Origin of the sequence: Maribacter sp. IgM3_T14_3, from assembly GCF_049603095.1 — a bacterium.
Lineage (GTDB): Bacteria > Bacteroidota > Bacteroidia > Flavobacteriales > Flavobacteriaceae > Maribacter.
In genome coordinates, this window is the sequence record NZ_CP187138.1 from 1419208 (window position 1) to 1431482 (window position 12275).

At 34.6% G+C, this 12275-nt stretch carries 11 protein-coding genes; 8 read left to right on the forward strand and 3 right to left on the reverse strand.

Translation table 11 applies throughout. The features are described from left to right. Window positions 1-15 precede the first annotated feature (15 nt). From ACPF9A_RS06435 to groL, 6 genes are all read left to right on the forward strand, one after another. Window positions 16-1302 (forward strand): sigma-54 interaction domain-containing protein, encoded by a 1287-nt coding sequence (locus ACPF9A_RS06435; RefSeq protein WP_424002731.1) that lies wholly within the window; start codon window positions 16-18, stop codon window positions 1300-1302. A 20-nt stretch (window positions 1303-1322) separates the two neighbouring features. After that, the gene (locus tag ACPF9A_RS06440; protein WP_424002733.1) at window positions 1323-1844 is read left to right on the forward strand and encodes an LptE family protein; all 522 of its coding nucleotides are present in this window, start codon (window positions 1323-1325) and stop codon (window positions 1842-1844) included. Window positions 1845-1849: 5 nt separating this feature from the next. Next, window positions 1850-2986 carry a hypothetical protein gene (locus ACPF9A_RS06445; protein ID WP_424002735.1) on the forward strand — a complete coding sequence of 379 codons (1137 nt, stop codon included), beginning with the start codon at window positions 1850-1852 and terminating at the stop codon, window positions 2984-2986. Between the two features lie 6 nt (window positions 2987-2992). Further along, window positions 2993-3352, forward strand: a complete 360-nt coding sequence (secG, locus tag ACPF9A_RS06450; protein WP_424002737.1) for a preprotein translocase subunit SecG — start codon at window positions 2993-2995, stop codon at window positions 3350-3352. 142 nt (window positions 3353-3494) lie between these two features. Continuing rightward, window positions 3495-3773 (forward strand): co-chaperone GroES, encoded by a 279-nt coding sequence (locus ACPF9A_RS06455; protein ID WP_424002739.1) that lies wholly within the window; start codon window positions 3495-3497, stop codon window positions 3771-3773. 114 nt (window positions 3774-3887) lie between these two features. Then, the gene (gene groL / locus ACPF9A_RS06460) at window positions 3888-5516 is read left to right on the forward strand and encodes a chaperonin GroEL (RefSeq protein WP_424002741.1); all 1629 of its coding nucleotides are present in this window, start codon (window positions 3888-3890) and stop codon (window positions 5514-5516) included. A gap of 99 nt (window positions 5517-5615) precedes the next feature. On the opposite strand, the gene ACPF9A_RS06465 is transcribed toward groL, so the two are convergent. The 3 genes from ACPF9A_RS06465 to ACPF9A_RS06475 are packed head-to-tail and all read right to left on the reverse strand — an operon-like array spanning window position 5616 to window position 10671. After that, on the reverse strand, window positions 5616-7211 hold the full coding sequence (locus ACPF9A_RS06465; protein WP_424002743.1) for a vitamin K epoxide reductase family protein: 1596 nt from the start codon (window positions 7209-7211) through the stop codon (window positions 5616-5618). 2 nt (window positions 7212-7213) lie between these two features. Then, window positions 7214-9370 (reverse strand): peptidase domain-containing ABC transporter, encoded by a 2157-nt coding sequence (locus tag ACPF9A_RS06470; RefSeq protein WP_424002745.1) that lies wholly within the window; start codon window positions 9368-9370, stop codon window positions 7214-7216. A gap of 14 nt (window positions 9371-9384) precedes the next feature. After that, window positions 9385-10671 carry an HlyD family secretion protein gene (locus ACPF9A_RS06475; RefSeq protein WP_424002747.1) on the reverse strand — a complete coding sequence of 429 codons (1287 nt, stop codon included), beginning with the start codon at window positions 10669-10671 and terminating at the stop codon, window positions 9385-9387. A gap of 80 nt (window positions 10672-10751) precedes the next feature. Between ACPF9A_RS06475 and ACPF9A_RS06480 the strand changes: the two genes are divergently transcribed. Continuing rightward, on the forward strand, window positions 10752-11174 hold the full coding sequence (locus ACPF9A_RS06480) for a hypothetical protein (protein ID WP_424002749.1): 423 nt from the start codon (window positions 10752-10754) through the stop codon (window positions 11172-11174). 31 nt (window positions 11175-11205) lie between these two features. Then, the gene (locus ACPF9A_RS06485) at window positions 11206-11907 is read left to right on the forward strand and encodes a CPBP family intramembrane glutamic endopeptidase (protein WP_424002751.1); all 702 of its coding nucleotides are present in this window, start codon (window positions 11206-11208) and stop codon (window positions 11905-11907) included. Window positions 11908-12275: the final 368 nt, after the last annotated feature.

A 12275-nucleotide genomic window follows, 5' to 3' on the forward strand; every position in this document is an offset into this window, starting at 1 on the left:
TAGCAGCCATTTTATATGGAAAGCATACAAAGTATAAAACAACGTTTTGAAATTATTGGGCAAAATCCAAAATTGAACCGAGCTATAGAAAAAGCAATGCAAGTTGCGGCTACAGATATTTCGGTCTTAGTTACTGGTGAAAGTGGTGTTGGTAAAGAATCTATTCCGAAAATTGTTCATTCACTTTCTCATAGAAAACATGCCAAATATATCGCCGTAAACTGTGGCGCAATACCCGAAGGCACTATTGACAGTGAGCTTTTCGGACACGAAAAAGGTGCTTTTACAGGTGCTACGCAAACTAGAAGCGGCTATTTTGAAGTTGCCGATGGTGGTACCATATTTTTAGATGAAGTTGGTGAATTACCGTTAACTACCCAAGTACGACTTTTACGTGTACTAGAAAACGGTGAGTTTTTAAAAGTCGGATCATCGCAAGTACAGAAAACCGATGTTCGTATTGTAGCAGCAACGAACGTTAATATGTTCGAGGCAATCAAAAAAGAGCGTTTTCGCGAAGATCTATACTATCGATTAAGTACGGTAGAAATTAACATTCCGCCATTGCGTGAACGCCAAGATGATATTCATTTATTGTTCCGAAAATTTGCGTCAGATTTCAGTCAGAAATATAAAATGCCGACGATAAGATTAGATGATAATGCAGTATCGTTATTAATTAAATATAGATGGCCAGGCAACATTCGTCAGTTAAGAAATATTGCAGAACAAATTTCTGTTCTAGAAGAAAACAGAGCGATTTCGGCTTCGACTTTACATGGATATTTACCAAATAATACTTCGAGTAACTTACCTGCCGTAGTCTCTAATTCAAAATCTGACAGCGATTTTAGCAACGAAAGAGAAATACTCTATAAGGTTTTGTTCGATATGAAAGGTGACCTCAACGACCTTAAAAAACTAACGATGGAGTTATTGAAAAATAATGACTCTGAGAAGGTTCAAAAAGATAATGAAAACTTGATTCGTAAAATCTACGGTAACGAAGATGACGAAGATGCCGATATCGACCATGATTCTCAAGAAGAAAAGCCAAGGAATCTTTTACATTTACCAGAACCTAAAAAAGAGGAAGCTTCTATAATTCAAGATTCTTACGAAGATAAATATCATTTTGCCGAAGAAATTCAAGAAGAAGAAACCCTATCTTTACAAGAGAAGGAAGTAGAATTGATCAAAAAATCTCTTGAACGGAATAGAGGAAAAAGAAAGGCTGCAGCCACAGAATTAGGTATTTCTGAGCGCACACTTTATCGCAAAATAAAACAGTACGACCTTTAATTTAAATGAATCCTATTTCAATGAGATACCTAAAAAAATCTATTCTATTTATATTACCCATCATCTTATTTTTAAGCTGCGGTGTTTATAATTTTACCGGTGGCAATGTTGGCGAAGCCAAAACATTTCAAGTCACCTATTTTCAAAATTATGCCACTCAGAGTCCGGGTTCTACATTTGAACCGGGTGTAGATAGAGATTTTACTTTAGCACTACAAGATCGAATTTTAAATCAGACCAGCTTAGATCTTATTTCTTCTGGCAATCCACATTTATTATACGAGGGCGAAATAACAGAATATAAAATTTCACCAATGTCTGCTACAGCTGCTCAAACAGCTGCTCAAAACAGACTTTCGATTCGAGTAAAAGTCCGTTTTTACAATCAACTAAAAGAAGATGCCGCATTTGATCAAAGTTTTTCTTTCTTTTATGATTATCCGGCAGACACACAATTGGCGAGCATTAAGAGTGAAGCCCATGAAATAATTTTCGAGAGGCTAACACAAGATATTTTCAACGCCTCATTGGCAGATTGGTAAATTACATGAACGTTAAGGACTTTACATATTTTCTAGAACACCCTACCAAAGTGGTAGAACCTATACATACAAAACACCTAGAAGATATTATTGCCGAATATCCTTATTTTCAAGCTGCACGAGCACTGCATTTAAAAGGTCTTAAAAATCTAAATAGCTACAAATACAACAAAGCTCTTAAAACAACGGCTGCATTTACAACCGATAGAGATGTACTTTTTGATTTTATAACCTCTAAAGATTTTTTACAGTATGATGCCGATATTTCAACAAAAAAGGTTACTGAAATAGAAAAAATCGAAGTTGTCGTGCCAGCTCAAGAACCTGAGGAAATAAAAGAAACGGCACCTGTCGAAATTAAAGATACTGTAGTCGAGATTGAAGCTATCGAAGTGCCAGCAGAAGAAATCTTAACAGATATTGAAGTCACCAGCGCTGAAATTGAAACCTCAGAAATAGAAGAGAATACTATTGCAATCAAAGAAGAAGCTGCAATTATACCGTTAATTACGCCTTCTGAAGATAGACCGTTGCCACAAGATGAACATGATGCCGATCAAATACTTGATCCAGAATTATTTCAATCTAAAAACCCAACCAATACCGAAGAAGAAAATGCTCTTGATATTGGTAAGCCTTTAACTTTCGATGCCAAAGAGAAATATTCTTTTTCAGAATGGTTAAGTCTAGCCTCTAAAAAACCTTTGGAAAAATCTGAAGATGATACCATTAACTCAATTAAAGAGAAAATAATTCAGCCACCAACTCAGGCAAAAGAAAGTAAAGTAGAAAAGACCTTACAAAAGGCAAAAGAACCAATAGTTGCTGTAAAACCTGTCAAGAAAACCAAGGTTAAAAGTGAAGCAATTAAGAAAAAATACGACCGAATAGACAAGTTTATAGCCTCGAACCCTAAAATCGTACCTACAGAGGTGAACACAGTTATTGACCTTTCCAAGTCTTCAAGAATTGATCATAATGAGCTGATGACAGAGACTTTAGCAAGGGTTTATCTAGAGCAAAAAAAGTATAAAAATGCAATTCAGGCTTACAAAATTTTAAGTTTGAAATATCCAGAAAAAAGTAGTTTCTTTGCAGACCGAATTAAGGCGGTAGAGAAATTACGAAAAGATAATAAATAATTTAGAATGAGTACATTTTCAATTTTCCTGATACTTATCATTGTCGTTTGCCTATTATTAGTGTTGGTGATCATGGTACAAAATCCAAAAGGTGGCGGACTTTCTTCTTCTTTTGGTGGGGGAGGCAACCAAGTTGTTGGTGGAGTTAAAAAAACAGGTGACTTTTTAGACAAGAGCACATGGACACTAGCAGGTTTGTTAATAGTTTTAATCTTAGCATCTAACATTGCCCTTAAAGGTAATTACGGTGATGCAGATTCTAAATTATTACAAGGTGATGACATAGAAACTGTGGTTCCAGAAACCTTACCAGAGGCTGTAACACCACCCGTAACTAATGATGCTACACCTTCAGATAGCTTATAAAATTATTACCACATTATATTAAAAATGCCAGCTTATGACAAGCTGGCATTTTTTGTTTACAATTTGTCAGTAAATAGGCAATGGCATAATTTCTGCCCTTATATTTCCACGAAACTAAAAATCAATTTAAAATATAATAATTATGGCTAAAATTAATATCAAACCATTGGCAGACCGAGTTCTTATCGAGCCGATGGCAGCTGAAACGAAGACTGCGTCTGGACTTTATATTCCTGATACTGCAAAAGAGAAACCACAGAAAGGTAAAGTTGTAGCAGTAGGTCCTGGAACAAAAGATGACAGTGTTACCGTTAAAGTTGGTGATACCGTTCTTTACGGAAAATATGCCGGAACCGAATTAAAATTAGAAGGTACCGATTACTTGATGATGAGAGAGAGTGATATTCTTGCTATAATATAAATAGCAATTGGCTTATGGCTTTTAGCCGTTAGCCTTTAAATTTTCATTTAATAATTAATAATTTCCTTGACTTTATGCCCTGTGCAAAAGTCAAAAATCAAAATAAAATTAGAAATGGCAAAAGATATTAAGTTTGATATAGATGCAAGAGACGGTCTTAAAAGAGGTGTTGATGCATTGGCAAATGCTGTAAAAGTAACGTTAGGCCCAAAAGGTAGAAACGTTATTATCAGTAAATCATTTGGTGCACCACAAGTAACTAAAGATGGTGTTACCGTAGCAAAAGAAATTGAATTAGCTGACCCATTAGAAAACATGGGTGCTCAAATGGTAAAAGAAGTTGCTTCTAAAACCAATGACCTAGCTGGTGATGGTACAACTACTGCAACTGTTTTAGCTCAAGCTATCGTTAAAGAAGGTTTGAAAAACGTTGCTGCAGGTGCAAACCCAATGGATTTAAAAAGAGGTATCGATAAAGCTGTTGAAGCTATCGTTGCCGATTTAGCTAAACAAGCTAAAAAAGTTGGTGATTCTTCTGAAAAAATTAAGCAAGTTGCTTCAATTTCTGCTAACAATGACGAAACTATTGGCGAATTAATCGCTCAGGCTTTCGGTAAGGTTGGTAAAGAAGGTGTTATTACTGTTGAAGAGGCTAAAGGAACAGATACGTATGTTGATGTTGTTGAAGGTATGCAGTTTGATAGAGGTTACCTTTCTCCTTATTTCGTTACCGATTCTGAAAAGATGGTAGCTCAATTAGAGAATCCGTATATTTTATTGTTCGACAAGAAGATTTCTTCAATGAAAGATTTACTTCCTGTACTAGAACCAGTTGCTCAATCTGGTAAGCCTTTATTGATTATCGCTGAAGATGTTGATGGTGAAGCATTGGCTACCTTAGTAGTGAACAAATTAAGAGGTTCTTTAAAAATTGCTGCTGTTAAAGCTCCAGGTTTTGGTGACCGTAGAAAAGCAATGTTAGAAGATATCGCCATATTAACTGGTGGTACTGTTATTTCTGAAGAAAGAGGTTTCTCTTTAGACAATACTACGCTTGATATGTTAGGTACTTGTGAAAAAGTACAAATCGATAAAGACAATACAACTATCGTTAATGGTGGTGGTGTTGCAAAAGATATCAAAACAAGAGTTAATCAGATTAAATCTCAAATCGAGACGACTACATCTGACTACGACAAAGAAAAACTTCAAGAACGTTTGGCTAAATTAGCTGGTGGTGTTGCCGTACTTTATGTTGGTGCTGCTTCTGAAGTTGAAATGAAAGAGAAAAAAGACCGTGTTGATGATGCATTACACGCTACAAGAGCGGCTGTTGAAGAAGGTATCGTAGCTGGTGGTGGTGTTGCATTAGTAAGAGCAAAATCTGTTCTATCTAAAGTAGCGACCGAAAATGAAGATGAAGCAACTGGTTTACAGATTGTAGCACGCGCCGTTGAAGCCCCTTTAAGAACAATCGTTTCTAACGCAGGTGGTGAAGGCTCTGTAGTAATCGCAAAAATCTTAGAAGGAAAAGGAGATTTCGGTTACGATGCAAAATCAGAAAAATATGTTGATATGATGAAAGCTGGTATTATTGATCCTGCTAAAGTAACTAGAGTAGCATTAGAAAATGCAGCTTCTGTTGCTGGTATGATCCTTACTACTGAATGTGCTTTAACTGACATCAAAGAAGATTCTCCCGCAGGTCCACCAATGGGTGGCGGTATGCCAGGAATGATGTAAAAGCCCCCAAATCCTAAAAGGGGACTTTAAAATTAAAACCGCTCTTGAAATATCAAGAGCGGTTTTTTTTGTGGCAAATATGAGTAACAAAAAAACCTTTTAATAATTCATACTCAAAATAGAGTTTAAATCATCAACAGTATATTTTTCAGGTAGTTTCTTGCCATTCAAATAAGCTGTAGGGGTAATAGAAATACGTAATTTATCTGACCAAACATAATGATGCTCTAAAGTTCTAATAACCTCTTCTGATAACTGTAATTCATATTTTTTAGCAAAATAATTTCGATTATCCGTATTGAACCATTCGCTCAATAAAGCGTTAAAATCATGCTCTCCTAACTTATACTGAGCTATTAATATACTGGCTATATAATTTTTTGAATCTTCCCTACTATTTATGCTCCCTACGAAACGAATAACAACTTTTGCGAAAGTTGGCTGTTTTAGAAGTAGTTCCTGCACCGCGTTATATTCCCTGCCGCACGCAGGGCAAAACGGGTTCAATGCCAAAACAATTGTATTAGGAGTATTTATATTACCTATTACAACTTCAAATGGTTTTAACTCCATATCCACTTCCTTTTCTTGCTGTTGTAAAAATTGAAATACCTGAATATTATTTGTAATACGTAAAAATGAAAAACGCAAGTCATCAAAACGGTTTGCCTTTATTAAAACATTCTTTAAATACATCCATATTATGGTTGGAATCAAAAGGGAAATAATCAGCATCAAAACGCCTTTTATTTGAAAACTTATATCAGGATAAAAACTAGTAATGTAAAAATATCCAACTATTGCTTCTGTCCATAAAACGGTAATAATGCCGAGACAAAGGATACACCATTTTTTTATTTTAAATGCTTGATACACTAACGAATAAATAGTATAAGGAATTGATAAATAAGCTAATAAAATAATTTCAAGTAATAACGAATCCGATATATCTGTATCAACCAAAGAAGAATTAATAAGTGCCAATAATGTGCCAGAGAAATATAAAAATCCTAGATCTGTCATGGAAAGCCAACTAAATATTTGAGCAGCAGGAGAATTCAAGACCTCATTACAGTCTATTTTTTTTCCAGCTTTACAAAAGCTATATTCCTTGCTTGTTAGTATTTCTTTTGAAACTAAAAGCAACGATACCGTAAGACCTCCAAGTTTAAGTAAAAGAAACAATAGTTGATATCCCAAACCAAATGAGAAAGAGATAGCAAGGAACAAACCAAACATGGCACTTACAGCCACTAGCGGTCGCAACTGCACTAGTTTATCATAATTTTTTTTCTGGCTATAGTCCTTCTCTACAACTTTCGATTCATTATCCATCAAAACGACCATGTTGTTCCAAAGTTCCAAAAAGGCCGTTATACTCGAATTTTCATCTCCGCCATTATGGGTATAATAGCTTATTGTGGATGTCTCAACAGATTTTACTAAAATGGTTTCATCAAATTTTGTGGTAGCCAAAAAAGGAGTTTCAACTTGTTCCAACTGTTCCGAAGTAATTCTAACCGCTTTATTTTCGATTCCAAAATTGCTTATGGTGTTCGATATTGAAAAAAGAGAAGGATAGTGGGGATGTTGCAACAGTTTGCCCTGAATAGACTTTGCGGTTATTTGTATATCTAAACTTTTGAAAAGTTCGAATAAGACACCAGCAATAGAATCCGATTTTTTTTGAAACATAATCAAGATAATTGTGTGTTAATTAGATGGTAGTATTGAGCTTTATTACTAAGAAGTTCTTCATGTGTACCCTCCTCTTGTATTATTCCATTCTCCAGCACAACTATTTTATCTGCATTTTTAACGGTGCTTAAACGGTGAGCTATAACTACAACTGTTTTATTCTCAGTGGCAGCACCCAAATTCTCAATAATCGCTTTTTCATTTTTTGAATCTAATGAATTAGTAGCCTCATCTAAGAAAACAAATTCTGGGTTTTTATAAAGTGCGCGAGCAATTAATAAGCGTTGTTTTTGACCTTGACTCAAGCCCACCCCTTCTGCTCCAATCTTAGTTTGATATTGTAAGGGAAGTGTTACGATCCAATCTCCAATATTAGCAAGTTCGGTTACTTTTAAAACACGCTCTAACGATATAGACTCATAGGTCTTTAGCGTAATGTTATTGATAATTGAATCTGCAAAAATATAGTTGTCCTGCATTACCACGCCAATATTTTCACGCCAATGGTAATCCTCTAAAAATTTAAGATTTACATTCCCAATCATTATAGCACCATCTGTAGGTTGGTATAGTTTAAGCAACAGTTTTAACAAAGTGGTCTTTCCACTACCACTTTCACCAACAATAGCAGTTGTTTTATTATACGGAATTTCTAACCTTATGTTATTTAGCACCTTTGGGGAGTGTGGTCCTTCATATTGAAAGGAAACATTGTCCAAAATAATACCGCTGTTCTTCGGCAGGGCTTTATAGGTTGCTGAAGTATCCTTCTCCATATTTATGACTTCGCTCAATCGCTCTAAACTGATTTTTGCATCTTGATAGGAGTGCGCCAGCCCCAGAAACGAACTTAACGGTGCCTGTATCTGTCCCATAATGAACTGTACAGACATCATCATACCCAATGTCATAGCTCCCTCTATAACAGATGTGGCAACAGTAATACTTATAATTACACCTACAATTGAATTTATAATCAATGCACCCGAAGATTGGAACTGCCCCCAAAGGAGTACCTTTTTCTGCAGTTCGTAGCTATTTGCCTGCACTCTCTCCCATTCCCAACGCTTTTCCTTTTCAATATTATTTAGTATAATTTCTCGTGCACCATAAAATAGTTGTAAAATTTTGTTCTCGCTATCTGCTGCAATTTTAAAGCCTTCATGGTCAAATTCCCTTCTTTTTTTCAAAAACAGCACTATCCATCCAATATACAATGCATTTCCCACTAAAAAAATCAGTAAAATTTGATAATTATAATAGGCTAAAATACAGGTGTATATAATAAAATTAAAAATGGAAACAATTACAGAAAACATAGATTGACTAAGAAAATTCTCAATTCTAGAATTATCCCCAATACGTTGCATAATATCACCAACGGTCTTTAACTCAAAAAAAGTAAAGGGCATAGTCATTAACTTTGCCACGTAACCAATCACGAAAGCAAGGCTTATCCTAATGCTCAAATGAAGCGAGATCCAGGACTGGATAAATGATATTATAGTGCTACCAATGGTAAGCATCAATTGAGCTATAAGTACTAGATAGATAAAATTAATATTTCTTCCTAAAATTCCTATATCTACGACGGACTGGGTTATAAACGGAGTAAGAAGACTTACTAGACTTGAAAATATAATCGCAAAGAGAACTTGAATCAACAAATTCTTATGGGGAATGAAATATTTTAAAAAATGAGAGAACGTAGCTTTTTGCTCGTTTTCCAAATCGTAAAATTTTGGCGTAGGCTCCAATAAAAGTGCTATACCATCCTCTTGATCCTTGCACCATTCCTTCTTAAGTGTAACGTGAGAAATTTTAATAATACCCATGCCAGGATCTGCTATATAGGCATACTTTTTATCTGTTTTGTATAACACTACAAAGTGCATACTACCCCATGGTATTATGCAGGGTAATGGCACTTTTTTTACTATAGTAGACAGGTCAACGCGAGTACCTATAGATTTTAAGCCTATACTTTCCGCAGCATGGCAAATGCCCATTAAAGAAACCCCTTCACGCGTTATAAAACTTAACTCCCTCAGTTTATCCAAGGCTACATCTTTACCATAATGCTTGGCTACCATGCGAAGGCATGTTGGACCACAGTCCATCTTATCAAATTGTTTATATATTTTAAATTTTGACATATAAGACTAAAGATTCAGTTTTTAAAAATGTTTTCAAATTGATAGAATATTCGCTGTAACACGCTTTGCTCCTTGGTTACTATATCGGCAGTTGCACTTAATCGTTGTTTAAAAAGTATCTTTTTTTCGTAGTTAGTTTGTAATCCATTTGGTAAATTAATAACAATACTGTAAGCGTTTTCTACAGGTATTTCAGAAATTCGCTTAATGTTGCCCTCTATAGTACCGTACTCGTGATAGGGGTAGGCATCCAACTTTAAAACAACCTTATTGCCCACTTTTACCTTACCTGAATTTTCAACAGGAAACATACCTAGGGCATAAATCTCTTGTTTTTGAAAAGGGATAATAGTAAGTATACGTTCACCAGCGGTAACGAAATCTCCCTCGTTCATTTCGTTAAAAAAGGAAAGGCGGCCATTTATTGGAGACCTAATTATATATTGATACTCCCATTGCTCTAATTGCGTTTTAATTTCATTTTTAGCTCTAATATAAGTAGCTTGTAGCTGTTGTTCATATTCCGTTTTCTGCAATTCTAGCTCCATAATTTCACGTTGTATGTTTGCAATGGACATTCGTGCCATATTCAGGTTCTTATTATCATTGGCAAAGCCCATTTCTTTCTGCAATAATGTTTGCGTGGTTTGTTCAAATTCAGAAGCACTAATAACGCCCTTTTTATAAAGCGCTTCGTAACGTTTAAATTCTATCTTTTTAGAATCGTAATCTTTTTGACTGCTTTTTAGATAGTTGTTCGAAAATTTTAATCCTTTAGTATTACCTGATAAAATATTATTAAGTGCTAGTATTCTTTGTTCGTGCGGTTTGTCCAGTTCATAGTTTTCAAGATTAAGCATTGCAAGAGCAAAAGCATTATAAAAAGGCTGTAAACTACCTAAACTATCCAACCATATTTCTGCATTTTTGGTTAGTCTAGATCCCAAATCTGTATCAATATGTTTATACAACAGTAGCACTTGGTTGTTAGACACCGTACTTTCCAATAAAAGAATGGCGTCACCTTTTAAAACCGTATCATTTTCTGAGAAAGCATATTTTTTAGCAATAGGCGCATTTACCCTCGCAGCAAGGTCAATCGGTGGTTTGGGCGTTGTTATATTTACCTTACCAATAATAACATCTGGGTATCTAACCATCCAAGCCGCAATAAGGAACAGAACCAAGAAAAAAAGCATGGCACCTATGCCATAACGAATTAACCAATTAGGTTTTTTCTCAATAACTTCATTTATATGGGGGCTGTAGGTATTTTTTATCGAAATTTCCTCTATTTTCATGTTGTAAAATATATTATTTGTAAGTTTAGTATTATTAACTAATATAAAATGTTAAAATTATGAAAACAAAAAAATTAAGCTTGAACGACTTTGAAGAGGTTGGCACAGCAGAGTTGTTAAAAGTTAAAGGCGGCGTACCTCATGGATGGCGAGGCCCTACATCTATACCTTACAACCTCCAAGAAGGTGATGGTGGTAGCGGTGGTGGCGGTGGTTGTGGTGGCTATTATATTCCAATAAACGGAGATGGCATCGCATCTTCAATGGAAAGTTCGATAAACAATGTTATGAATTCCCCAGCAGTAAGCGCAATATCAAATGGGATTGGCGCTGTTGGTGACGCTATCGGGAAACAAGCAGAATTAGCTTGGTTGGGCATAAAAATAGGTGTAAGTCGTATGCTTCCAGTTAATACTGGGCCAATAAACCCTAATATTATGAATCCTCAATTTGATCCTAATTTGCCGAATAATCAGATGGTTAATAACAACGGTTGTAACTAATTTCTAAATTGTAATTTCTTTAGATAATAAAATGATAGAAGTTTCAAAAAGAAAGAAAATATTAATTGATATTTTCTTTCTTTTATTAATTATTGCTATTGTGTATTTAAGTAATTTTTTTTTTATTGAAATTTTGATCAAATTATCAATAGAATCTGATTTACTTATACTTGCTCCAACCATAATTTTTATTTTTTTGACATCTCTTACAATATTTATATTGTACAGGTATGAACGAGTTAAAGTTGCGCTGGATTTTTCAACTAGGCTTAGATTAAAAAAATTAAAATTTAAGGAGATAATAATTTCTTTATTAACTTATCTAATACTTCTTTCTTTACAAGGATTATTGGCTATGCACAGTCCAGATTTTTTTGTTTTTGACTCCTACCTAACTTCACCTGTTCCAATTGACCCAAATATTAAAATAGGTGTTTTTATTAGTATATGTTTACCAATAGTTATGACTCTGGGGGCGGTCATTGAAGAACTATATTGGAGAGGATTTATATTACCTTTACAGGAAAAAAGGTGGGGAAAATTTGGATGGGTATTAAATGGCTTATTTTGGTCTACATCACACTTTTTAGTGCTAAATCCATTATCTATATTAATTGTAAGTTTAGGAATTTCCTTTATTGGACATAAATACCAAAACACATCATTAACTATCGTAATTCATATTTTAAACAATCTAATTTTCTCATACATTTTACTTAGTCAACTCCAATAAATCAATTACAATTGTAATTTTCTTTGATAAGTTTTAATTTAAAAGAATCGGTGGAATACTAATTTTAAAGCTAAAATTACCATTAATTGACATTTGTGTTTTTTAATTTCACCAACAAAAAAACCACCTTCTTTATTTACAGAAGGTGGTTTTGTCGTCCAAACGGTATCGCCTTCTAAAGGCAATAACTTGACTACTTCTTTTTAGGAGCAGCTTTTGGAGCAGCCTTTTTTCCAGCTTTTGCTGGAGAAGGTTTTGCAGCTGGTTTCCCTGCTGATTTTGCTTGTGCCATGGTTATAGAATTTAAGATAAATCTATAGCTAATGTATTTCAGATTTTGATTCGTGATAATCACGTTGGCAAAAAAT

Excerpts from the sequence above, each read along its gene's own strand:
- ACPF9A_RS06435 (WP_424002731.1), top strand. The coding sequence starts at position 16 with ATGGAAAGCATACAAAGTATAAAACAACGTTTTGAAATTATTGGGCAA.
- ACPF9A_RS06440 (WP_424002733.1), top strand. The coding sequence starts at position 1,323 with ATGAGATACCTAAAAAAATCTATTCTATTTATATTACCCATCATCTTA.
- ACPF9A_RS06445 (WP_424002735.1), top strand. The coding sequence starts at position 1,850 with ATGAACGTTAAGGACTTTACATATTTTCTAGAACACCCTACCAAAGTG.
- secG (WP_424002737.1), top strand. The coding sequence starts at position 2,993 with ATGAGTACATTTTCAATTTTCCTGATACTTATCATTGTCGTTTGCCTA.
- ACPF9A_RS06455 (WP_424002739.1), top strand. The coding sequence starts at position 3,495 with ATGGCTAAAATTAATATCAAACCATTGGCAGACCGAGTTCTTATCGAG.
- groL (WP_424002741.1), top strand. The coding sequence starts at position 3,888 with ATGGCAAAAGATATTAAGTTTGATATAGATGCAAGAGACGGTCTTAAA.
- ACPF9A_RS06465 (WP_424002743.1), bottom strand. The coding sequence starts at position 7,211 with ATGTTTCAAAAAAAATCGGATTCTATTGCTGGTGTCTTATTCGAACTT.
- ACPF9A_RS06470 (WP_424002745.1), bottom strand. The coding sequence starts at position 9,370 with ATGTCAAAATTTAAAATATATAAACAATTTGATAAGATGGACTGTGGT.
- ACPF9A_RS06475 (WP_424002747.1), bottom strand. The coding sequence starts at position 10,671 with ATGAAAATAGAGGAAATTTCGATAAAAAATACCTACAGCCCCCATATA.
- ACPF9A_RS06485 (WP_424002751.1), top strand. The coding sequence starts at position 11,206 with ATGATAGAAGTTTCAAAAAGAAAGAAAATATTAATTGATATTTTCTTT.